21 protein-coding genes and 1 pseudogene are annotated in these 23,444 nt (G+C 58.4%); 8 read left to right on the top strand and 14 right to left on the bottom strand.

From position 1 onward, the window contains the following. Positions 1-87: 87 nt before the first annotated feature. The 5 genes from GJR99_RS17310 to GJR99_RS17285 all read right to left on the bottom strand — a co-directional run bounded on the left by GJR99_RS17310 (position 88) and on the right by GJR99_RS17285 (position 5,473). Positions 88-582, bottom strand: a complete 495-nt coding sequence (locus GJR99_RS17310; RefSeq protein ID WP_151114307.1) for a hypothetical protein — start codon at positions 580-582, stop codon at positions 88-90. Next, positions 579-992, bottom strand: a complete 414-nt coding sequence (locus GJR99_RS17305) for a hypothetical protein (RefSeq protein ID WP_151114306.1) — start codon at positions 990-992, stop codon at positions 579-581. Before GJR99_RS17305 ends, GJR99_RS17310 begins: the two co-directional genes overlap by 4 nt. 20 nt (positions 993-1,012) lie before the next feature. Next, on the bottom strand, positions 1,013-2,431 hold the full coding sequence (locus tag GJR99_RS17540) for a hypothetical protein (RefSeq protein ID WP_151114305.1): 1,419 nt from the start codon (positions 2,429-2,431) through the stop codon (positions 1,013-1,015). A 259-nt stretch (positions 2,432-2,690) separates the two neighbouring features. Further along, entirely contained in the window at positions 2,691-3,701 is a 1,011-nt protein-coding gene (locus tag GJR99_RS17290; protein WP_151114304.1) for an aldo/keto reductase, read from the bottom strand. An 86-nt stretch (positions 3,702-3,787) separates the two neighbouring features. Beyond that, positions 3,788-5,473 (bottom strand): histidine kinase N-terminal 7TM domain-containing protein, encoded by a 1,686-nt coding sequence (locus GJR99_RS17285; RefSeq protein ID WP_225317687.1) that lies wholly within the window; start codon positions 5,471-5,473, stop codon positions 3,788-3,790. 252 nt (positions 5,474-5,725) lie between these two features. Between GJR99_RS17285 and GJR99_RS17280 the strand changes: the two genes are divergently transcribed. Continuing rightward, the gene (locus GJR99_RS17280; RefSeq protein WP_151114303.1) at positions 5,726-6,952 is read left to right on the top strand and encodes an MFS transporter; all 1,227 of its coding nucleotides are present in this window, start codon (positions 5,726-5,728) and stop codon (positions 6,950-6,952) included. Between the two features lie 134 nt (positions 6,953-7,086). Here GJR99_RS17280 and GJR99_RS17275 read toward each other — a convergent pair whose 3' ends face one another. Then, positions 7,087-8,031 (bottom strand): UbiA family prenyltransferase, encoded by a 945-nt coding sequence (locus tag GJR99_RS17275; RefSeq protein ID WP_151114302.1) that lies wholly within the window; start codon positions 8,029-8,031, stop codon positions 7,087-7,089. A 450-nt stretch (positions 8,032-8,481) separates the two neighbouring features. Here GJR99_RS17275 and GJR99_RS17680 point away from each other — a divergent pair, with 450 nt between their 5' ends. Continuing rightward, the gene (locus tag GJR99_RS17680) at positions 8,482-8,961 is read left to right on the top strand and encodes a hypothetical protein (protein WP_225317686.1); all 480 of its coding nucleotides are present in this window, start codon (positions 8,482-8,484) and stop codon (positions 8,959-8,961) included. A 163-nt stretch (positions 8,962-9,124) separates the two neighbouring features. On the opposite strand, the gene GJR99_RS17265 is transcribed toward GJR99_RS17680, so the two are convergent. Further along, positions 9,125-10,246 carry a right-handed parallel beta-helix repeat-containing protein gene (locus GJR99_RS17265; protein WP_151114301.1) on the bottom strand — a complete coding sequence of 374 codons (1,122 nt, stop codon included), beginning with the start codon at positions 10,244-10,246 and terminating at the stop codon, positions 9,125-9,127. Between the two features lie 144 nt (positions 10,247-10,390). Between GJR99_RS17265 and GJR99_RS17260 the strand changes: the two genes are divergently transcribed. Next, entirely contained in the window at positions 10,391-10,996 is a 606-nt protein-coding gene (locus GJR99_RS17260; protein WP_151114300.1) for a hypothetical protein, read from the top strand. Positions 10,997-11,110: 114 nt separating this feature from the next. Here GJR99_RS17260 and GJR99_RS17255 read toward each other — a convergent pair whose 3' ends face one another. Continuing rightward, positions 11,111-12,235, bottom strand: coding sequence for a TIGR04053 family radical SAM/SPASM domain-containing protein (locus tag GJR99_RS17255; RefSeq protein ID WP_151114299.1), 1,125 nt, complete (start codon positions 12,233-12,235; stop codon positions 11,111-11,113). Between the two features lie 429 nt (positions 12,236-12,664). On the opposite strand from GJR99_RS17255, the pseudogene GJR99_RS17945 reads away from it, so the two are divergent. From GJR99_RS17945 to GJR99_RS17235, 4 genes and pseudogenes are all read left to right on the top strand, one after another. Further along, a pseudogene (locus GJR99_RS17945) lies at positions 12,665-14,181 on the top strand (SLC13 family permease). A gap of 172 nt (positions 14,182-14,353) precedes the next feature. Then, a complete protein-coding gene (locus GJR99_RS17245) occupies positions 14,354-14,506 on the top strand; it encodes an HVO_2142 family zinc finger protein (RefSeq protein WP_154326141.1) in 153 nt (50 codons plus the stop codon). 140 nt (positions 14,507-14,646) lie between these two features. After that, positions 14,647-15,339 (top strand): nucleotidyltransferase domain-containing protein, encoded by a 693-nt coding sequence (locus GJR99_RS17240; RefSeq protein WP_151114298.1) that lies wholly within the window; start codon positions 14,647-14,649, stop codon positions 15,337-15,339. After that, positions 15,329-15,814, top strand: coding sequence for a hypothetical protein (locus GJR99_RS17235; protein ID WP_151114297.1), 486 nt, complete (start codon positions 15,329-15,331; stop codon positions 15,812-15,814). The genes GJR99_RS17240 and GJR99_RS17235 overlap by 11 nt, the downstream gene beginning before the upstream one ends. A 64-nt stretch (positions 15,815-15,878) precedes the next feature. Here GJR99_RS17235 and GJR99_RS17230 read toward each other — a convergent pair whose 3' ends face one another. From GJR99_RS17230 to GJR99_RS17205, 6 genes are all read right to left on the bottom strand, one after another. Continuing rightward, the gene (locus GJR99_RS17230; protein WP_151114296.1) at positions 15,879-16,580 is read right to left on the bottom strand and encodes a molecular chaperone TorD family protein; all 702 of its coding nucleotides are present in this window, start codon (positions 16,578-16,580) and stop codon (positions 15,879-15,881) included. Between the two features lies 1 nt (position 16,581). Further along, the gene (gene nrfD, locus GJR99_RS17225) at positions 16,582-17,616 is read right to left on the bottom strand and encodes an NrfD/PsrC family molybdoenzyme membrane anchor subunit (RefSeq protein WP_151114295.1); all 1,035 of its coding nucleotides are present in this window, start codon (positions 17,614-17,616) and stop codon (positions 16,582-16,584) included. Positions 17,617-17,626: 10 nt separating this feature from the next. Next, positions 17,627-18,247 carry a 4Fe-4S dicluster domain-containing protein gene (locus GJR99_RS17220; protein WP_151114294.1) on the bottom strand — a complete coding sequence of 207 codons (621 nt, stop codon included), beginning with the start codon at positions 18,245-18,247 and terminating at the stop codon, positions 17,627-17,629. After that, entirely contained in the window at positions 18,244-20,583 is a 2,340-nt protein-coding gene (locus GJR99_RS17215) for a molybdopterin-containing oxidoreductase family protein (RefSeq protein WP_151114293.1), read from the bottom strand. The genes GJR99_RS17220 and GJR99_RS17215 overlap by 4 nt, the downstream gene beginning before the upstream one ends. Further along, positions 20,580-20,795 carry a 4Fe-4S ferredoxin N-terminal domain-containing protein gene (locus GJR99_RS17210; protein ID WP_151114292.1) on the bottom strand — a complete coding sequence of 72 codons (216 nt, stop codon included), beginning with the start codon at positions 20,793-20,795 and terminating at the stop codon, positions 20,580-20,582. Before GJR99_RS17210 ends, GJR99_RS17215 begins: the two co-directional genes overlap by 4 nt. Before the next feature lie 132 nt (positions 20,796-20,927). After that, complete coding sequence (locus tag GJR99_RS17205) at positions 20,928-21,467, bottom strand: helix-turn-helix domain-containing protein (RefSeq protein ID WP_191967182.1); 540 nt, start codon at positions 21,465-21,467, stop codon at positions 20,928-20,930. Between the two features lie 452 nt (positions 21,468-21,919). Here GJR99_RS17205 and GJR99_RS17200 point away from each other — a divergent pair, with 452 nt between their 5' ends. Next, complete coding sequence (locus GJR99_RS17200) at positions 21,920-23,434, top strand: phosphoenolpyruvate carboxykinase (ATP) (RefSeq protein WP_151114290.1); 1,515 nt, start codon at positions 21,920-21,922, stop codon at positions 23,432-23,434. Positions 23,435-23,444: the final 10 nt, after the last annotated feature.

Raw genomic sequence — 23,444 nt, 5'->3', positions numbered from 1 at the left:
ATGACCGTATGTCAAATGTACTGCAGGTAATTCTTTCCCTGATATCCTCGTTCGGACGAGAGTAGGTGAGCGGGGTGAGAACTCGCCCTACGCGAGGACTAGTTCGACTGCGAGTACGACCGAGATTGCGACACAGTTGCTACCGACGACTGCGACCGTCCCGAACCGGGCACGCAGCACGGTATCTTCCACGAGGTATTTATGAGGTGACCGCTCGCGAAGGTATCCGTCGAGCAATCGGCGAACGACGTAGACGACGAAGATTCCAGCGCAGAAAATGGCCGCAGAAAAGGTGAGTGCCTCTCGGTTATCCACGGTCTGTATCACTTGTGTGGTGAACAGGATGACGAGTGTGATGAGTGTGAGGTCCAGATGCTGGACGGCATTCGCGTGGTCGAACGCGAATCGGGCGAAATCCTCACAGTCTTCGAGTCCTGGTGAGCGAAGCGGCGTCTCTTCGCGGTGGTCGGCGTACACAGAACGCATTCGCCCCCCGAACCCAGTCCCAGTCAGTTCGGTGGCGATGATGGCCAGAAACGGTGCGATGCGAACGAAAGTTGGGACGAGCGTGTTCAGTGTCACCGGATCGTGACCTCTGGGAAGGTGTCCGGGACGCTGGTGTTCTTCGCCTCGGTATCCGGGAGGAGTGCGTACCTGACGGCGACTTCGAGAATGTCGTTGCCCGGTGTCGCATCTGACGCCCGGCGGAGCCAGAACCGTTCCTCTCGCCGTCCGGGACCGCTGGAGGTCCGTGGTCGAACCAGGAGATTTCGCTTCTCCACCCGTGATTCCGAACCGTGCTTGTATTCGATACGATCATCGGAACTGCGCACCTCGATGTCGAGATACGCTTTGTTTCTCTTGTAGTTCGTTACGATAACATCGTGTGCAACTTGATCTTCCGGACCGACTTCACACTCGGTCTCGGTCTCACACACCAGTGTCTCTACTTCGATACTTCCGTGTTCGTTGGTGGTGTCTTCACAGCGCATGTGAGTTCTCTGCCGATCTGTCACCCATCGGCGTGGGGAGCGTCCGAATCGATGGACTCTGACAGTCGCCCGAGAACCTCTGCAACCTCGGGCGTGTCGAGCATATCTTTGAGACTCCGCAGGAATACCGACCGGTACGGCTCCGCTCCGTAACCTTCGACGGCTACAGTGAGCTCGTGTCCGTCGGTGTGAGTTCCTTCTCGTTCCCAGATTACCTCGTAGCCGTCCTGTCCGAGTGCGAGAAACAGACATGTCTCTGGGAACCGTCCGTCTTCTTGGGCTTCAGCCAGCGTGCACTGCAGGCGGCGCTCACTGGCACCACTCGACGTTTCGTAGGCAACTTCGACCAGAGCGTCGTCGACGGTTCTCACCGCGTCGAGTTCGAGTAACTCGTGGAGGCCGACTGGGGCTTCCCACGTGACGGCGTATCGGTTTTCGAAGAGTGAGCAGACAACGTACCAATCGTCTATACGGAGCACGGTCTCGACGATATCGCCGGTGGGCGTCGAGATGTTGACGTCGATATCGCTGTCAGCACCGAGAGTACCATCTGGCGGGAGGGCGGCCCCGTCGTCTGGATGTTGTATATCGTTATCCAACGACAGGTCGTCTAGGACCGAGTCAGCATCGAGAGATTCGATTGGCATAAGTTCTGCTTGCAAGTGAGATGCAGTGTTCACAATATCTTCTTGAAGTGTCTTGTGGACGTTATCCGATACGTCTGCAGCGTCGAGCGTCACCGTCACAGTGAACGGTGAAGATGGTTCTTGGGGGATGTGGAAGACGTCCCCAAGTTCATTTCTTGCTGCCCGGTACTTCTCCTCCCCGGTGCTCGAACCAATTACGCTACCGAGCAGTCCACTGCTGGAAAATTCTTCTTTTGCCTGCCTCGCCTGTTGTGCTGCACTGATCGACCTTCGAATGGCAATTCGAAGTTCCTCGACACGCGAGGTGGCCGTCGCGGGATGTTCCTCAAGTTCCGTGAGCGTACGTTCGACGTCCTCAGGAAACGACTTGTCGGGTTCGAGCTCGATAGCCCAGTTCTGGTGCTGAATCTCTGCCACCGTCTTCTCGAGCGCTGCGAGGAGGTTGTCAACGAGGTGGTCGATAGATTGCTCAGGGGCATCCACGAGTCGTACCAGATTCAAGAGCTGTGTGACCCTCTGGAGCTGGTATCGAGTCTGGTCAGCTCGAGATTCCATTTCCTGTGCCCGCGTGAGGTAGGATTTCCGTCGGTAAGGACTCGCGTCTGCGGCACGTTCTATCTCTCCAACGTACCTGTCGGTCAGATCTTCGTGCTTCTGTCGGAGCTTGTTCCTCTCCTGATACAGTTCATACAGCAACTCCTCGCGTTCGAGTTCACCCGCGTACAGGCGGTCTAACATCTCCTGAATACGAATTGAACTGTCGTCAAATTCTGTCGGATTTTCCTCGGTCACGGGGTAGCCACCGTTGAGGTGACGATGTATCGCCAATGGTAATAATCATACCTCTGGACACATCGTACTCGTAGTCGAAGCTCTTAGTCGTAAAAGCGATCCACCACTGGGTAACCTCGCGAATGTATAGTCCCAAAATTTGCCGGCCTGAAGCCTCATATCGTTGGTCTTCACCACCCGACAAATCTCTTCTCACGCTCCAAATCGGGAGGAGTCACAAGCCGACACAAGCTATCCTCTGAAGCGTCTTTGTCGCGGTTTACAGTCCTGCGTACGGGCCGGCTTTCGCTTCGGTCAGCCGCTGGACCTGTTCGGGGGAGAGGTCGATTGCTGCGGCCGCGAGGTTCTCGGTCAGTTGGTCGACGGTCCGAGCGCCGACGATGGGTGCGGTGACGCCGTCGCGGTGCATGAGCCACGCGAGGGCGGTCTGTGCAGGTGTCGCACCGACTTCTGCTGCGACAGCGTCGAGTTCGTCGTGGAGGTCGAAGTTCTCCTCGGTGAGGTACGCTTCCTCGAAGCGACTGGACTCTGCGGCACGGGACTCTCCCGTGAGTCCCTCCTCGCGATTGTACTTCCCGGTCAGGAATCCTTGACCAAGCGGGCTCCACGGACAGACCGCCATTCCGTACGACCGAGTCATCTCGAGATAGTCGCCTTCGATTTCACGGTCGACGAGGTTGTAACGCGGCTGAGAGACGGTGAACGGTTCCCACCCTTCTTCGCGGGCAATCTCGTTCGCCTTCGCGACCTTCCACGCGTTCGGTCGCATCGTCGACGCACCGAGGTAGTGGACTTTCCCGTCTTCGACGAGACGGTTGAGTGTCTTCATCATCTCACGAGTCGGGGTGTCGTCGTCCCATCGGTGGATGTACAGCACGTCCACGTAGTCGGTGTCGAGTCGGTCGAGGAGAGCGTCGATTCGGTGGCGGATGTTCTTTCGATTGGTGCCGCGACTGTTCGGGTCGCCGTCTCGAATCTGCCAGAAAATCTTCGAGGCAATCGTGTACCGTTCGCGGTCCCGGTCGGCAAGCCACTCACCAATCCACTCCTCGCTCTTTCCGCCACCGTAGACGTCTGCGGTGTCGATAAACCGGCCACCTGCTGCCTCGTAGGCGTCTAAGAGTTCGTGCGCTCGTTCTTCGTCGATCTCGACGTTTCCTTCTTCGGTCTCTTTGCCGAACCGCCACGTACCGAACTGGAGTTCGCTCGTCTGTAATCCTGTCTCACCGAGCGGGACGAAGTCCAGTTCGATTTCTTCGAGAGTGCTCATTACCGTCTTTGTGTACGGCGATTCGGACGAAAAGTGTTGGGTAGTTGAATGGGGGCTCGATGCTTTCTCACTCAGCTATGTTCGTTTCAGTCAGTGTCCACCATGGCGGGGGACGTCGTCTCCGGAGAGAGTACTGGAACTTCGATGGTAACGATAGTGCCATTTGGTTCGTTTTCGGTGAACTGAACCTCGCCACCTGCGATGTCGGTTCCCCACTTGACGATCCAGAGGCCAAGGCCACTCCCGTGTTTGAGTGGAGTCTCGGTTCCATCTTCGAGGACCGCGAGTTCGTAGTCGGCGATTCCCGGACCGTCGTCGGCAACCTCGACGCGGACGGTGCCGCCGTCTACTGAGGTAGAAACCCAGACGTGCGGGTCGTCGCTCGGGTTGTGTACGATTGCGTTCTCGACGAGATTCGAGAAGACCGGTCGAAGTAACCCCGCAATCATCACGTCACCATCGGGAATATCGTACTGGACCGTGGCCTCTGGGTCGGTCCCACAGACGGATTTGACACACTGCTCGAGGAAGGGTTCGAGGGGCGTTGGTTCGCTCTGATTTCGTGTCTTGTCGAAGAGTTCGATGGCCTCGCGTCCTTTCTTTCCGATCTCTTCGATACGCAACGTCCGCTCTTTGACGGTTCTCGCGTTCTCGTCGTTCTCGAACCGACTGACGTATCCGTAGATGACGTTCGTCTCGGTTCGGATGTTGTGGCGAAGAACCCGATTGAGGACTTCGAGGCGCTGCTGTTGTCGCAGATACTCTCCGATGTCGTGGAACGTGATTACACGACCGATGGTCGTCCCACGGACGTTTGTTATCTGTGTTGCCATCACGTCGTATGGGTGGCCACCGAGTTCGTTACCGATAGTCAAGTGGCCAGGAAGTGCTCCGTCGTCTGGGAGTCGGTCGTATTCGGGAATGATGTCTCCTGCGGGAGCGCCGAGTACATCGCGTTGGTCGACACCCAGAATCTCGACACAACTATCGTTCAAATCGACGATGTAGTCGTTCGAGTCGACGACGATCGCCCCACCTTGCATCCGGTCGAAGAGGAACTGTCGGGCGCGTTTGTTCGGGGCAGGACTCGTCCCGAGGAGTCGAAATCGCGTGAGTGCGGCGAGATAGACGATACCCGAGACGGAGAAGGCAATGGGCGTCGGGTCGACACCTGCTGTCGGAAGGACTCCGGCCAGATAGATGATATTGGTCACCCACGGTGCTAAGAGTCCCACTACGAGAGCAGCACTCTGCCCTCGAAATGCGACTGCATCACTCGTGAGCAGACCGAGGATTGGAATCATCCCAAAGATTCCGAGTACGTACGTGTACGCCGCGATTATCCAAAACCACGGTCCACCCTGTTGGAACAACACGACGCCAGTCGTCGAGACACCGACCGGCTCGATGTAGAGTAACTCGTGGTAGTGTCCCGTTAGCGAGAAGAGGACCGTCAGTATCGGAACGACAGATAAGGCTGCGACGTACCTGAGACGAAGGTACTCGTCCCGTCCAGTGTACTCGAGGGCGAAGAAGAACCACGCGACTGGAATCGTGACGACGCCAATCCACGCGAGGTTCGCCCAGAGCAACTTCGTCTCGAGGCCGGGTGCGCGGAGTCTGAAGATGATACACGTCGACCACCAGCTCTGTGCGACGAGGAGCGCGACGAGCGGTTTCGCGCCGGGTTCAGGCCGCGCTCGCCAGGCCAGTATCGTCGCCGCCGACCCGATGGCGATAGAGATGAACAACAGCGGAACCAGAGTTACCACAGTGGCCACAGATACACATACAATCCAACCACGATATATGAAATGTCGGTTGGTACGCGCGACACAAGTCAGGTAATTTACAGCTTCTACCCTGCAAAATGACAACTCGACTCTAACTCACCGAGGCTACGTTGAATCTCTGGTCTGTCTCGGTCACGTACTCTATTTTCTGCGGTAGCCTCCCGACGAGGGAGAGCATCGTGGTGCCCTTCGGGCTCATCTCTTCATGACGAAACAGCAAACGGTTTGACAATGCTGCAAGAATCGAGTACAGAGACTGTGAGTGACCGACCGACTACACGCGGGTCCCGACGCGAGACGCTCGGGTTGCTCGTCGGCTTTTTCTTGCTTTCGACAGCTGCTGCTGCCTACGAGATCGGCCCTGCGAGCGTTCTGCCGCTGATTCAAGAGTCGCTCGCACTCGAGGCGAGTACCGCAGGGTGGCTCGTTAGCATCATGTACGCGACTGCGGTCGTCACCAGTATCCCTGCCGGAATCATCCTCGACCGTTACTCCGTTCGCTGGTTGGTCTCCTTCGGTAGCGTCGCACTCGTCGTCGCGGGTGTCTGGGGCTGGTTCGCGGCCACTGCCGGCGCGTATCTCTGGCTTCTCGTCTCTCGCGTGCTCGGCGGTATCGCGTACGTCATCTTCTGGAACGCTGGTGCGAACGTCGTGGGGAGCGCCGTTACACCTCGATACCGGGCAACTGCTGTCGGCGTGTTCACCGCGAGCGCACCGGTTGGGTTCGCACTCGGTCAGTTCGGGAGCCCCCTCATCGCAACCGTCGCCGGGTGGCCTGCGATTCTCCCACTGTACGCCGGTATAGGCGTCGTTGGTTTCACCAGCTTCTTGTTAGCGACCCGCCGCCACGTTCCGGGTATCGATACGACTCCACCGGATTGGGCGGCACTGCGTGAGTTGTTCACCAGCCAGGCGGTCTGGGTCGTCTGTGTGCTCTGCTTTCTCGCCTACTCGCTGTATCTCTTCGTCAACACGTGGTTGCCGAGCTACCTCGTCGACGGATTCGGCATCTCGCTTGCTGCGAGTGGCCTACTGACCGCGTTGTTCCCGGCGATTGGAGCCATCGGACGGACGAGCAGTGGTCTGGTCTCTGACCGAGTTTTCGGCGGGAAACGTCGCCCTGTCGTCGTGTCGTCGTTCGCCATCGCCACACCTGCTGTCGTCGCCTTTGCGTTCGTCTCACAACTTGCATTCGTCGGTGGGGCAGTGGTGGTCGTCGGCTTCGCTATCCAACTCGTGACAGGATTGATCTTTTCGTACATCGCCGAACTCGTGCCTCCGTCGGTGCGGACCACGGCCATCTCGCTGCTAACGAGTGTTGGCTTGCTCGGTGCGTTTGCTGCACCCATCGTTGCTGGGGCCATTATCGACCGTGCAGGCTACGCCCCGGCGTTTCTGGTTGCAGGTGGGGTCGCCGGTATCGGTGTCCTCCTGGCGCTGCGCGCGCCCGAACCCTGAGAGGCACGACAGGGGTGGATTAGTGGCACCGCAGGTGTGTAGACGTACTGGGAGATGCAGGTCCGTTTGATTCTCCCCGCGACTGGAATACCCTCGCCACCCGGTAAAAATCGATGAAAACCGAAGTTTCGGTGTTAGAACCCTGCCGAGGAGAGAGCAAGAATAATCGCCATCACGAAGAGATGTTTGGCCTCCCCTGCAATTCCGAGACGGCCTTCGTGCTCGGTTCGACCGACGAACGCCGCCAAAACCAGTGCGTAGCCGAGGCCGAGCAGGATTGCAATCGTCAGCACGCCGGTCAGCAGACCACGAAGGTATGCGAACACCACGAACCCGACGAGGAACACGTCGAGTCCGTAGGCTATCTGTCGCGTTCGGTCGACCCCGAAGACGACCGGAAGCGTCGAGACACCGATTGCCTCGTCTGCTTCCACGTCGTTCACGTTCGGTATCTCGGTGTTGACGAACGTATCGAGGAAGTAGTAGAAGAACACGACCGCAGCGACGGGAGTGAACGCTGCATCTGCAAAAGCGAGTGGAAGGAACACGAGTGATATCGCCCACGCGAGGGCGACGATGGCGGAGTTGACGACGAGAATCTCTTTCAGTCGCTTGAAGTACGACCCGAGAGTCGGTAACCAATCTGAGGCGTAGAGAATCCAGAACACGCCGGGTATGAGGGTGACGAGGAGAGCGATGGGTCCACCGAGAACTGAAATCGCAATCGCCAATCCGTACGCCGCCGCCGTCGACACCGAGAGGACACTCTTGTGTCTGCGTACGAACGACGATTGGTTTGGATTCGAGAGTTCGTCGGTATCCACGTCGGAGATTCGGTCACCCATGTAGACGGCGAAGGTGACCAGTCCGACGATGACTGGTGCAGGATTCGGTTCGAGCGAGAGCGCGACCATCACGGTGGCAACTTGAACCATCGCGATACAGACGAGATACGCCGAGGTGTGGATGAACACGTCCTTGGTTCGTTCGGCCTGGGTGAGCAGGGTCGAGACAAACCGGCTGTACAGTCGGTTGTTGCTGTCCGAGTAGATGGACAGGTTCTGGGATTCACTTGACATGACTTCTCCGACGATTGCCGAACGAATCGGTCGTTCGACAACCGTCTGAGTGTACGATACTCTTCAGAACCGTCAATTGAACGGCCAAATTGTGTCGGATATTTAATCTGATGGCGCGATAGGATGAACGTCTAAAACATTCTCCGCCCCAATATCAACAAAAACATTTGAATTATCTGAGTTATTCAAATTATTTGAGTATTTTGGATGTGGGGAGAATACGGTGCCCCGGTTTATCCATACGGTATACGTGCAAAACCCAGACTCACTACGATTCTCTTGCACCGTCTGAGTCGAGCATCGCGCACGACCGCTCCCCAGTAGAGGCCGAAATAGAATACAACACTCCGGCCTGCTCACTTCTCACTTCTCACCGAGATAGTTTCGGGAGGTGGTACACCGTTCGACTAGTGACTGGGATTTATCAAGACCTGGTGATGTGTGTGAAATATGGAATTTTGTGATAATTGCGGGATGGCGATGGTGAAAGTCGAGGACGACTGGGTCTGTCGGTCGTGTAACCCAGACAAGGTCGAGACGAGCAGTTCGAGTTCAGACTCTCGGACACCATCACCACGCCCTGCCGAATTAACTGACCTCCCGACCACGGATAGCGGTTCGGTTCGGAAAGCAGACGCAATGAAATGGCTCGATAGTCTCGACGAACCAACCTCCACCGAGTTGAAGCGAGCCTTCGTTCCGAAACCGAGTGATTTCTCGGGGAGTACCTACCCGACGTCGATTTCGAACGTTCGGATTACGGGGGACCCGGCCTTCGTCGAGACTGTCGCTGGGTTACTGAAACCGATACAAGACCTGGAGGATGGAGGGACTCGTGTGGAAATCAATCTCCAACAAACTGAAGACCGGGACTCTGGGGAGCAAACCGGCAATTACGCACTGTACCTCTCTGTCGCCGAGCGCGGGTAACACTACCCACTCTCGACGAACTCTGAGTCACACCTCGAAACCAGTGTACTCCATCAACCTCACAAAGAAATAGTCACCTGGTATCCGGCCACCCAGAGTCTGTGTCCCTCCACCGAGATGAACCCTGAGTCCGGATGGGTTTCGGTACTGTCTGTTGCCGTGTTCAGACTTTGTTGTCCTCGACGACGTTGCCAGTCGAGTCTGAATCCAGGTTGAGTGGAACGCCGCCGTTTCGCTTGATGACGTTCTTTCTGACGACGTTGTCGTCGGCGTTCTCCAGTTCGATACCGTCGCCGGTGTTGTCGAAGATTCTGTTCTTGACGATTTCGTTCGTATCCGAGCCATACCCGAGGTGTACCCCATCACCACTGTTTCCGAAGACGTTGTTCTTCGTGATGTGGCTCGTCTCGACGAACTCCTCGAAGTAGATGCCGTGGCTCCCGTTCCCGAGAACCTGATTTTTCTCGACACTGACGTTCTGTGATTCCTCGCTCACGACTCCCGCCGAGTCGTTCGCGACGATTCGATTGCCCCGAACGAGGATGTCGTCGGTGAATCGCAGGACCACACCGCTGGTACACTTGTACATCCGGTTGTTCAGAATCTGTGCATCGCTCGTCGACTCTTCGAGCCAGACACACCTCCCACTGTGTTCGAAGTCGTTGTTCCGGACCGTGAGTGCGAAGGAACTACCGAACGTGAACCCACCGCTGTGCGTGACGTAATTTCGAACGAACGTGATGGTGGTACAATCGTATCCGAAGCTCGCCATCCCGTTGTCGGAGAACGTGCAGCCTTCGACGGTCACGTCGCCGCACTCGGCCCAAAATATCCCGTTGAACGTATTCTTCGAGAAGACGACGTCCTGGATCGTCCCACCGTCGACGTGCAGCAGTTCGACGCCATCTCGCGTGAAATCCGTGATGTGGATGTTCTTGATGGTGATTTCTTTCGTGGCCGACCCGAGTTCCTCACCCACAGAGATGCCGTTCGACACACTGCCGTCGCCACTGAGTGTGTATCCCTGTCCGTCGATAGTGACGTCGGTCACACCGGGTTCGACGGTGATAGTTCCCTCGCCGACGATGTCTCGTGTCAGGACGTAGTATCCCGGTGACGAGATGGTCGTTGGGCCGGAGAGTGGAATCGCGTTCTTCTGTTTCGCTGCTGCAGTCCCTGTGATGCCCGCGAGGCCGAGGCTCGCGAGAGCCACCGTCGCTGCACCTCGTTGCATGACTGCTCTGCGTGATGCCGTTGGGTTGTTGATGGGTTTCTCAGTGCCCATTCTAGAACAATGGGTCTAATGACTCTTAACTATAATTAATAATTTGACAAGTATTGGTTGATACCAGTGGGAGATGGAATGGACAGGATGGACAGGACAAGATGGATGGACAAGTTGTTTTACGTACACGTTCGAACTCACCCGATGAACGTCCTCCCTTGGTTGCTCGATTGGCCTCCACATCCACTCACCGTCGTCTTCGTTCTCCTCTTGACGGTGTTCAGCGCCGGAACGCTGTTGCTGTTTGGCGGCGTCACCGACGAAGCCCCCACCCAGAAGGTCAGTATCGAGGCGACAGATGTCACCGTCCGACTGAACGACGATTTCCGATATCCGGACCTAGAGAACGGAACCGTCCACACGTGTCTCTCTTCCGGCACGCCAGGTGACCATCTCAGTGTGCTGGGTGACGTCATCGTCGAGATTCCTCACGATACCGACGAGCGGTCCGTGCTGGTCGGCGTGAGTCTCGCTCATACAGAAGAGACCACCGCGATGGCCGTCGACGAGACTGGAACGCAGACGGTTGACGTCTTCTGGTTGTTGGAGGACGACGAGACGCTATCGGTTGGCGATACTGCGGAGCTTCAGATTCACGTTCGTTCGGATGGGGAGACGCTCGCCGACGCAACTCGGGAACTCACGGTTCAGAACGGTTCGGTCTCGTACGATTGTGACCGCTCACTCCCTGCACCGACGAGAACTGGGTCACTGGCCAGCGTACCGACGCCCAACGTTCAAGCTACCTAGCGACCACGAACATCTTCTCTGCTCCGCTTCTACGGACACCGTGCGGACTCCAACTTTTGGAAAGAGGCGGTAGTCTACTCAGGGACGGTGGTCCACTCGGGGACGGTGATTCACTCAGTCGCTGCTCGCCCGTCCGGTAGGCATCGGCCCGTCGTACCCGTTTGGAACGTACGGACAGAGCGGGTCGCTCGCCAATGGGTCGTCCGTGTGGGCGAACGCCCGCGACCTGCTGCCGCCACAGATGTGGCGGAACTCGCACGCGCCACACTTTCCACGGAGCGCATCGCGGTCACGGAGCGATTGGAACAACTCCGAGTTCCGATAGCCATCGACGAGGCCCCCGTCTCGGACCGTCCCAGCAGACTCCGGAAGGAATCCCGATGGGTAGAGCTCTCCGACGTGACTGACGAACGCGAACCCATCGCCGGCGATGATGCCGTTGCGGCGGCCGATGCGGTCTGTCGCTGGCGCGTCGCTAGCGTCGCGTCTGCGTTGTGCCGAAACCCGGCGATAGAACGGCGCTTCGGTCGTTTTCACACCGAAAGGAGCCTCGTCGCTCACGTCTGAGAGCCACTGCATGACCTCTTCAGCGCGGTCAGGAGAGATGGGGTCGAGAATACGACCCCGACCGACCGGAACGAGGAAGAATACGGACCAGAGCACGGCACCGAGCTCAGAGACGAGGTCACGGAGCGCTGGCAGTTCGTCCACCGTCTGGGCGCAGACAGTCGTGTTTATCTGCAGTGGGAGGCCGACGTCGCGTGCTGCTTTCGCTGCCTCGACCGTTTGTTCGAACGTGCCTGTTTCGCCTCGGAACGTGTCGTGAGAGTCGGGGGATGCACCGTCGATACTCAGTGCGAGACGCCGGATTCCGGCGTCTTCGAGGTCGCTGATAATCTCGGGTGTCAGGGAAGCCGTGCCGCTCGGTGTCAGTGTCATTCGCAACCCGTGGTCTGTGCCGTACTCGACGAGTTCGACGAGGTCGGGTCTAGTCAGTGGGTCGCCGCCGGAGAGGACGACGAGTTGTCCCGGTCCGAACTCACGTGCTTGGTCGAGTAGGCGCTTGCCCTCCGCTGTGGTCAACTCGTCGGGATGGCGTTTCGGTTGTGCGTTCGCTCGACAGTGAGTACAGGCGAGGTTGCACGCCTGTGTCACCTCCCAAATGAGGACGAACGGCCGCTCACTCGTGTCGATGGACGATGGGTCCGGTGGACCGGACACATGTGGCGGTCGTTTCATCGACTCCTCCAGAGTGAGGTGCTACGACACCCTCTACAGACTCCCTCACACGGTTTCCGTACCACTGGACGGGTTGCTGGCATCGGTATGTGGATGATTTGTGCCCGGCGTAGGAGAGGTATGCCCCGAATATATTCGGCAATTAAGCCTTGGACTGTGTCGAACGTGTTCGGCGTGAACTAACTACCGAGACGATACTGTCTCTCTCGACATCGAACCCTCCCTGGTAGAGGGAGCTGTACCGACCGACTGACCGACCGAACAGTGCAAATCTCCCTCGCTGTCCTCCTGTCGATTCGTATCGGGGGTCCGTTTTCGACTCGCCCACGAACACCCAGACTGCGAACATTGATTACTGTTTGAACAACAGACAGGTACACACAATTGCCATCGAAACAACTCGTTCGACTCCTAACGATTGCCGCGGCCATAGTAGCCACAGCAGTCGTCGCGCTCGTCCCAACGGCTGATTCGTTGACGGTTGCCGGACAGTACGCGGTTGCAACGATGGTGTTTGCGGCAGTTCTCTGGATTTCGGGGGCGCTTCCGCTTCCGCTCACTGCCCTGTGTATCCCGATTCTCCTCACGGTATTCGGTGTCTATCCAGACTTCGGTGACGCAGTCGCAGGCTTTGCCGACCCGGTCATCTTCCTGCTGCTCGCGGGGTTCATGCTTGCAGAGGCGTTCCAGACCCACGATATCGACCGCCGGTTTGCCTATCTGATACTCGTTCGCTTCGGAACATCAGCACGCGGACTCGTCCTCGGTGTCATGGTTGCGACGGCGCTTCTCTCGATGCTCATCTCGAACACGGCGACAGTTGCGATGATGGTTCCAATCGTACTCGGAATCGTCGCGAGCGTCACTGCCCTGACGAAGACGGACGAGGACAACCCCTCGGCGAACGCTTCGAATCTCCAGATTGGTATGTTACTCGGCGTCGCATACGCGGCGAGTCTGGGAGGCGTGGGGACGCTGATTGGGACACCACCGAACGCGATCGTCGTCGGTCAGATAGGTGAACTGGTCGGCTACGAGATAACTTTCGTCGAGTGGCTCGCCATCGGCCTCCCGATGGTCGTCGTCACACTCCCAGTTGCGTGGGTTCTCCTGACGTACGTCGTCTATCCCCCGAGGAGTTCGACGTGAGCCGTGCACGGGAGCGTGCTCAGAACGAACTTCGGTCGATGGGGTCGCTCTCGAATCGTGCCCGGCGGACCGTCGCTATCTTCGCTGGAACTGCGTTCCTGTGGCTCCTCGGTGGACTCGAGTTCCTCTTCGTAGACGTCCTTCCACGCTCGCTGTACGTCACGCTCTTCGGTGGGACGGGGACCAACGTCTTCGGAACCACTGGCCACGAGGGGATACTGTTCTACGTCCTCGTCGGACTGCTCGCTATCCCAACACTCGTCGTCAGCGGTGCGACAGCGTGGGACGACTTGATAGATATCGACTGGGGGACGCTGTTGCTCCTGGGTGGGGGAATCTCGTTGGCGAACGCGTTGGCCGACACGAATGCCACCACGTGGCTCGCCGAGGTGACGCTCGGGTCACTCGAAGGGACGTCTATCGTCGTGGTGCTTCTCGCGGTGGTTACGATGACCGTCGTCGTCGGTGAACTGGCGTCGAACACCGCGATGGCCGCTATCCTCGCCCCACTGCTAATCAACATTGGACCGGCGTACGCCGGAGCACTCGGCACGTCGCCGGAACTCGCGTCGGTGTTGTTAGCGGTGACCGGTGCAATCGCCGCCAGCTATGGATTCGCGTTGCCGGTCGCAACGCCACCCAATGCCATCGTCTTCGGGACGGGGTACGTCGAGCGTGATACTATGCTCCGTGCGGGTTCGTTGCTCGACGGTGTCGTCATTCTCCTCACGACGGGTGTTACATATCTTCTCATTCGGTTTCTCTGGCCGCCCATCCTCGCAGTACTCAATGTTTGACACACGAACTACGTCTGCAGGACATCAGCCGAGTCAACGAGTGTCGAACTCGGTGAAGTTGGCCGAAATTAGACCGTGTCAGACCTAAATATTATCATAGAACTGATTAGTCATTCTCGCTGAGATTGTTATAATCGATAATGTAATATATCTTCACTCGTATGAACGTGGTATGAGTACAGACCACACAGAAGGCGGTTACTCAGAGTGGTGCCCCGATTGTGGTACTGAGATGTTGATGACTGGGACGATTCCAACTGGCTACGCGCAGTTCTTCTGCGAGCAGTGTCGCTACCGGCGCGACCGGTTCGTCGGCGACGACTGACCAGTCTCTGGCAGTTTTGGTCACCCACCCACCGCTTCGAACTGCGGTCGATGGGGTCCGAACCCTTCCTATCTGAATCGAGCAACCCTTTCGCCGCGCTGGCCACATGTTTATTATACGTCGTTGCATATTATGAAACAGTGTTCGAGGAAACGAAACAAGACGCGCGAGTCTGTCTTCGTGTCTCCCCTGGTGACGACACGAAGATATTCAGGCTCCGGGCGGCCGACGACGTGTTGCGACTCCTCGTCGACGCTCACGAATCGGAGTACACGATGTCGGAACTCGCCGCCCAGACCGACCACAGTCGGTCGACCATCTGGCGAGCGGTCGGATTACTCGACGAATTAGGCGTTCTGAAGATACGGGAGACTGCCCAGCGGAAGTACGTCGGTATCGACCCAGCACACCTGCAGAAAGACGACCCGATACTCGCTATCGAACAGGTCGAGTACCACGACCCACTTCGGGCGTTCGTCCAGCGTGTCGAGTCTGCCATCGAGACGGTCGACGACGTCGACCAAGTACTCGGTGTTCTCGTGTTCGGCAGCGTCGCGAGAGGCGAGGCCGACCGCAAGAGCGACATCGACGTGTTCGTCCTCGTAGACGGTGACCGCACGGTCGCTCGTCGACTGGTCTCCGAAATCGCCGACGACCTGGGTGAAGAACGCTTCGAAGGCGACCGATACACGTTCGAACCGTTCGTCGAATCCACCGAGAGTGCCCGGCGTGCAGGTGAGAAACTTCGAGCCGTATTCGACGAGGGGGTCACGATTCGCGGCGGGAAACCGTTCCAAGACGTCCGAACCGAGGTGCTACTCGATGAGCGGTAACCGAATCGAGACGTTAGTCGACGAGGTCCAAGCGGCGTTCGACCGTCGCCCAGACGATATCGAGACTGGGTTGGAGACGAACGAAGCGGACGTCCTCCAACTCCGGAAGTCGTGTCGACTACTCGCAGGAGCGGGCACACTCCTCGAAGAGGGATTCTACACTATCGTCATCGAGACGTCGTTCGTGGCGATCGAGCGAGTCGTCGAGTTCAAACTTCTCGAAGGCGGTGTCGAACCTCGTGACCTCCCTGGAACACACCCTGGGGTGTACACGGAGGCAGCACGGCGTGGTATCCTGTCTGAACACGTCGCCACCAACCTGCAGGATTTGTGGCGGAACCACCGCGCGAAGACGTACTATCAGGACGGACTCGCGGCGAGAGAACGCGCATCGAAACTGTACGAACTTGCGGCCGAGATTCACGAGTACGTCGTCAACCAGTCGTCGAAACGGCACGAGTGTCTCTGTGAATAGGTGGACGACTCGTTCGACTCACTCACGAGTCCGGCGTTCGCCGAGAGGGCCCTCGTGGAGAGGATTAGGAAGATTGTCTTCTGTCTTCCTGCTGGAACACTGCCGTCCACGGAGACACGTCCCCGATTCTGTCTACCATCGACGCAGCCGTCTCGTCGTCGATTGGCTCGCTCCCCAGTCGTGACCGGAGTGTCGTGGCCACGTCGTCGAGAAGGAAGACGGCCCACCGGTGGAACGGTGACTCCGCGGCAGCACCGGCCGTTGCCAGTCGGAGAGCGGGGAACCAGTCGAAGTGGTCCTCCTGAAAGACGACGAATGCGTCGACCGCGCCTGCATCGAGCAGCAACGACCCGTATTCGAGGAGGAGAGAGACGTGGTCTGCCGGATAACATGGCGGGACGTCTGCGTCGATGGCGGCGTACCGTCGTCGCATCTCCTCCGCTGGTGGGCCGGCCATCAGTCCGGTCCGTTCGCCGTACCACGGTTTGTACGGTGACTCTGCGTTCGGTGCGTACGGCGTCTCCAGTGCTTCGAACAGGGCGAGGTACGATTCGGTCATCACACCGACTGACGATACCGACGGTGGGTCGATTCCTGGCGCTGGTTGGAGGTCGAGTCGCTCGACAGCATCGGCGAGTGCATCCTGGAGTTCTCCGTCTTGGACGTGTTCGAGGAGGTCCTCGTCCGGTTCCCGGAGGCATTCGGCGAGCGCCGCCAAGAGGTCTGCCCACGCATCTGGCCGTTCGAGGAGTGTCTCAGACGACATCTCAGACCCCCACAGCCACGAGAGGCTCTTTGACCGCGGCGAGTAACACCACGTACCGGATGAGGAACGTTGCGACGACGCCGACGACCAACGAGACGACGAGACTCACCCTGACGACCCATCCAGTCATCACCGGCCCGCTCCGAACGTACCCTATCCACGCGAGGAGTGGGCTTCCGACCAGAGAGACGACGATTCCAGCGAGGAGAACCACGACGGGAATGTACAGTGCACCCTCTGTGAGTTTCGAGGCCGATTCGATTCCTGCCGGCGTGTTCCCGAGCGACGTCCAGAGCAGCCAGAGGAGGCCCACGGAGACGAGCAGGGTTGCCCCAACCGCAGAGGTGAACACGAGGACGAGTCGACTGTTCGCTTCGTCGAACGCGACTGTGAGCGCGAGCGCCGTCGCGATTCCCGCTGCAACACCGCTCGCGAGGAACAACCCAGGCAACACCGTCGGGTGATACCAGAGGGGGACTGTCTCGACGGCGGCTAACTCGAACCCTGTATAGACTGTTCCCAGTGCCGGGACGAGACCAAGCACGGCGACGACCCAGAATCCACTGCCACTCGGCCGAATTCGGTCGGCGATTTGGTCTGCAACGCCGTCGAGACCGAGACGACCAGCGATTCGACGGACGAATGCACTTCCACCTTCACTGTCGCGCCCGAGTTCTCCGAAGCAGAACCACAGGGTCTGAACTGCGGCGAATACGCCCAGTGAGACCAGAATCCACGTCCCTCGCGTAATCCACGACTCGAAGTTCGTCAGTGTCACCGGGAACAGCAGTCCAGCGAGCGGGTCGGCGAGGTGCGAGAGAATTGCGATGCCAGCGATCGATACTGCCACGAGCGCCACGAGGAACGCCCATCGAGCGAGTGTCACGTGACTTCGGCGCTTGCCAGTCTCCGAGAGGGCGTAGGCTGCCACTCCCGTGAGGTAGGCTCCGCCACCGAGGGCGGCGAAGAACAGGTAGACTGCCGTCGTCACCCCCCAATGTCCGCGTTCCAGCCAAAGCAGTCCGGTTGCGTCCATGATGACCACCTCAGTCGGCCGTCTCCTCTTCGGCCACGTCCGTCCTGTCAGCGTTGCCGCTGAACGGTTCGACGATGATGTTGACGTCGTCGTCGCTGTCTCGGAACGCCTCGGCGGCTTTTTGCGAAGCGCGGTCCATCAGTTCGTCCATCGGGCCAACGTGGAGTGCTTCACCGACACATTCGTCGGCGCACGCTGGTTTGAGAGGTCGCTCTTGGTCTTGTTTTGCCGGGGAATCGACGCCGCTCCCTGGCCCAGTGTCGAGACAGAGGTTACACTTCTGCATCAGACCGTCGCTGCCGTACTGCGGGGCACCGTACGGACAGGCCCAACCGCAGTAATGACACCCGATACAGGCGTCTTGGTCGACAGTCACGATACCGTCGCTTTCGCGTTTCTCGATGGCCCCTGCTGGGCAGACCTTCGCGCAGGGCGGGTCAGCACAGTGCATACACGACAGCGAGATGTTCGTCCCCGTGAGGTCGGGGAACGTGCCACTCTCGACGTGCTCGACGCGTCGCCAATCGACGCCCTCTTCGTCGACGCCGTGGCGGTTCTTACACGCGATTGCGCACGCGTGACACCCGATACACCTGTTGGGGTCGAAGTAGAATCCCCACTGTTCGCTCATCGGTCGTCACCTCCCAACTTCCGCACCTGAATCGGAATGTGTCGGTCGACCTGTCCAGTAACGATGTCGAAGTCTGTTTCACTATTTAGGGACATGTTGTTCGCACCTTCCTCGTCCGGTTGAACCGACCCGAGACCGAATCCGTACGGTTCGACGTTGACCGTTCCGGGGACGATTCCCTCGGTGACTTTTGCCATGAGTGTTTCAACTCCGTGTGGCGACTCGATGGCGACCATATCGCCGCTCTCGATTCCACGGGGCGTGGCGTCAGCAGGGTTGATGAAGAGGTAGTTACCGCGATACGATTTGTGTTCGAGTCCGACGGACTCAGCGAGTTGTTCGAGCGGTTTATCGAGGGCTTGGTCGCCTCCGTGCGAGAAGAACACGGTCCGCGAGTCGATCATCTCCAGCGGATGTTCGGCGGTTACGGGCTTTCCGAGGGTTCCCGGTTCGAGCCATTGTGGCCCCGACTGGATGTCGACGCCGACCTTCTTGCTGAGCCCTGCGAACAGTTTCGCCTTCTTGTCGAGGTCGAACCAGAACTTGTCTGAGCCGTTCGCAAACCCAGCTTTCTTCCACTTCTCGTATCCGAACTCGTCGCCAACCACGAACGTGTCTCGCTCTTCGAGCGCTTCGAGCGTGAGTCCGTAACCGACCAACTGGTCGTTGAAGTACGCTTCTTCGTCTTCCCACGGGAACGAGTCGCCGTAGCCGAGGGCGTCTGCGAGCCCTTTCACGATGTCGAAGCCCGATTTCGTGTCCCACTGTGGTTCGATGGCCGCTCGTGACCCAGTAATCCAGCCTTGGTTGGGGTATGCACCGTGGCCACCGGTTCCAAGCATCGGTTTTTCGAGTTGGCTCGCTTCTGGGAACACGACGTCGGCGTGGCGAGTGAGTTCGCTCCAGAACGCGTCGATGGTGATGAACAGGTCGAGTTGGTCGAGGGCATCCAACCACTCGTTGGTCGCACCGGACGTGAGCGGGTTCCGGTAGTAGACGCTCATCCCTCGGATGTCACCGTTCCGAATCATCTTCGGGACGTTGTTCTGGACCGGTTTCCCGATCATCGTGGCGTACTCGACGCCAGGCCCAGTAATCGTAGAGGGAACGCCCTCTGCCTTGTGGGGGAGTTCGATACCGCGGACTGCGAACGGGTCTTCGAGCGGCATCGATTTCCACCAGCGTTGTCCACCAGGGCGGTCGATAGCGCCGACCAGTCCGAGGAGGGCGACTACGTTCTGTGCCCCTTTGAAGAAGTCTGGGCTCTGGCCGAGACCGGTCCACGAGTTGATACCGGCACTCGGTGCAGCCTTCGCGAACCCAATCGCGACGTCGCGAATATCCGCCGGGTCGAGACCGGTCTTCTCGGCGGCCCACTCGGGGGTCTTGTCTGCGACTGCCGCTTTGTACGTCTCGAAGCCGTGGGTGTAGTTTTCGACGAACTCCTCGTCGTACAACCCTTCGTCGATGATGACGTGGGCCATCGCGAGTGCGAGTGCGCCGTCGGTCCTGGGTTTGATCGGGAGCCATTTGTCGGACTTCTTTGCGGTCTCCGTGTAGACGGGGTCTATCGTGACGATCGTCGCACCGCGGTCACGGGCGTCGAGTAGTTGCTTGGCCTCCCACTGTCCAGAGAACGTCTCTAATGGGTCACGTCCCCAGACGAGAACGTACTTGGTGTTTGGATAGTCGACCCATCGGATGTTGCCCCCACCGAGTCCCATGAGTGTTCCTGGGACGGCCATCGACCCGAAACACGTCGGAGTCGGATGTGGCATGTGGTTGGGAATGCCGACGAAATCCTTGAGGAGTGTCTCGAATAGCGCCCCGGACGTTCCCCACCCTTCCCAGTTCAGGAACTTCTCGAAGCCGTGGGTCGATTCGAACGTCTGGAGTCGGTCTGCAGCATACGAAAAGGCCTCCTCCCAGGTCGCTGCTTGCAGTTCACCGTCTTTTCGGATGTACGGCTGTTTGATGCGCTTGGGCGAGTAAGCCTTCTCCAACTGTGACAACCCTTTCGGACAGAGCGTTCCGTTCGTTCCGGGACCGGCACTCCCACGTGGGTGACCGTCGATACCGTGGAGTTCCTCGGCACGACCATCAGCGTTGAGCGTGACTTTCATGCCACAGAGCTTGTGACACATCCAGCAGTTTCCGAATGCAGTCTGCGCACCCGAACCGGCGCTGGATGCGCTTGCATCCCCTATCGCTCCAGTTCCTGCACCCCAGACTGGTGACGCAGCCTCACCGAGGGCGAGGACTGCTGCACCTGCTGCTCCAGTCTTCAGGAGTGAGCGACGAGTGATGCCTCGTCTCTTCTGGCTGGAGTCGCTCATCTGTCTTCACCTCCTGGGCGACGGTCGAACCCAAACCTCGCGAGGATCTCCTCGTGATATCGCTCGTAGAACACTTCCTGGGACAACTCACCGCGGGTCACGCGGCGAGCATCCCGCCCCATTCGTTGGGCAAATTCGTCACCACCGTTTCCAGACTGTGGACTGTCCGCAATCAGGTCGAGTGGAGTCGTATCGTCTATCCTGTGAGTCATCTCGAACACCGATATCGTATTCTTCGGATAGACGGTCGGTAGGCCTGCCTCTGTAGCGCTGAAGCCTTTATATCTGCCTGGGGAATCGATACCGGTTCGTCTGCTGGGAGTGGTCCGCCTCTGTCGCGCAGTCTACGCCGAAAAGAGTTGACCCATCACGGCTTCTTCCGCGCGTGCGAGTCGCTGAGAGAGCGCAGACTCGGAGACACCGAACTCCTCGGCGAGTTCGGCGAGTGAGACCGACGGCGGGGATTTGTAGTAGCCACGTTCGGTCGCGCGTTCGAGTGTCTCACGTTGCTTGTTGGTCAGTCTCGACAAGTCGATGTCAGCGGTCTGTGAGCCGATATCTTTCCCATCGAGATTGATGATTCTGAGGAGTCGGACGTGGTGAGAGACGGTCCGTAAGTCGTCGATGAGGTCGGACAGTTGGTGGTTCGTCGGCAAGTACGCCTTGACGACGAATCCATCTGCCGTGCGTTTGAGGAACTGCGGGACCAAGTCGTACCGACTAAAGACGATACCTGGACAGTTTCGACAGACTGCGCCTGAGTGGTGGAATATCTCGACGCACTGTCTGTGGTCTTCTTCACGACACACTGTCACGTCGCAGTGGCAGTCTCCGTTCGGGAAGTGCATCTCGATGTCGGATATCTCTCCGTCGATCGCTTCCATGAAGCAAGACCCGTCCGGGGCGATCTCGAGAACGACCTGTATGTTCCGTTGGTGAGGGTGGCGAACGAACGCTTCGTCGATGTCTGTCTCGGACATGGGTGGAGGGTGTTGTGTGCGTGGCAGCTATCCATACAAAGATTGCACTGGTGACATATTAAACGAGGGCACAATTTCTCGGAATGTAGAAACAGATGGTGTGTGCGTCGATACCAGTGAAACCGTGAGATGTCTCGGAATGGCCTTCTAGACGGTGTTTTCCTTTCGGTTCTCTCGAGCCTGACGCCCTCTAGTTGGGTTCCTAACTACCCAACTGAACGTCTGTGTGCTGATGAGTCGCTGTGCGACAACTCGGGAGGAAATTAGAAGATTTACCCGGATTCAGAGTATTTCTTTTCAAGTCCAATTACACATACAATAACCTTATCAGAGTACCTCGTAGACAGTCTCGTAGAATGGAAGAGACGATACACTGGCCGACAATCGCCGATTTTCCTGACCCAGAAACGGCGGAGCACGTCACGTACAATCCATCAGAAGCAGACCTCCGTGAATTCTCTGCACACCTCGAAACGACCACCGATTTCGGGGCACCTTCGTACGTCAGTGACTTCCGCTCTCGGAGTGCAGCACAAACCGCGACCGCCGTCGACGATGCGTTCGACGACGACGACTTCGCGGTGTTCGAACGAAGCACCGAGTGGGTGAACGATCCGTCGAACGACGTGCTCTGTGTGGATAGAGTCGTCGGCCGACACGGGGATGTTTCGGCAGTCTGCCGACTGTTCCTCCCGAAGGAGTACGGCCGCATCGCACTCGCGTGGGCGAAGCTCCTCGAACCGGTCGAGGGCGTCGAACCTGACTTCGTCACGGTCCAACTCCCAGATGCGACAGCCGAACCGTGCATCCGGGTTCTCCCCGAGGAAGGACTCACGACAGTCCTCGGGAGCGACTACACCGGTGAGGCGAAGAAGTCGTTCCTCAGACTGTTCATGTACCGAGCGAAACAGGCAGGCGGACTCGGACTTCACGCCGGGAGCAAACGAGTCACACTCGACGACGAGGACGGCCGCCGCGACGTAGGTCAACTCTACTTAGGACTTTCGGGTACGGGGAAATCGACGTTGACGAGCCACGGTCTCTGGCTCGAGGGCGCAGAAGGTGCAGAGATGCTCCAAGACGACGTTTGTGCGCTGCTTCCGTCGGGGACTGTCGCCGGGAGCGAAGGTGGCGGACTCTACATCAAAACACTCGGCTTAGACGCTGACCAACAACCCGAACTTCACGGTGCCGCGACCAACGAGAGTGCTGTCCTGGAGAACGTCTCGGTCACCGCTGATGGGCACGTCGACTTCGACGAACCAGAGTTCGGCCGGAATGCGCGTGCCGTGATTCAACGCGATTGTCTCGAAAGCTCTGCCTCTGACATAGACCTCGACCGAGTCGACCAGGTGTTCTTCATCACGCGAAACCCACTGATGCCGCCGATTGCCAAACTCGACGAGGCACAGGCCGCTGTCGCGTTCATGCTCGGCGAGTCTGTCGAGACGAGTGCTGGTGACCCGTCGCGTATCGGTGAACCGATTCGAGTCGTCGGGACGAACCCATTCATCATCGGGTCAGCGGGTGAAGAAGGGAACAGATTCCGCGACCTCATCGCCGACCTCGACGTCGACTGCTTCGTCATCAACACCGGTGCCGTCGGGACCACCGACCCGGTAGACGTCGGTGTCGAAGAGACGGTCGCTATCCTCGAAGGCGTTGCTCGTGGGAGTCTCGACTGGACCGACGACGAGACACTCGGTCTGACGGTCCCGTCGAACGTTCCTGGCATCGACATCGGCCAGTTCGTCGTCGCTGACCACGTCGAAGACTTCGATTCGATGCACGGCGAACTCCGCCGGGAACGGCAGTCGTATCTGTCTCAGTTCGACGAGCTCGACGGTGACATCGTCGATTCAGTGTACTGAGCTGAGTCGA

It is taken from the genome of Haloferax marinum (assembly GCF_009674625.1).
GTDB classification, from domain to species: domain Archaea; phylum Halobacteriota; class Halobacteria; order Halobacteriales; family Haloferacaceae; genus Haloferax; species Haloferax marinum.
The sequence above is the reverse complement of the archived record's forward strand: the minus strand, read 5'-3'. Positions and strand labels throughout refer to the sequence as shown.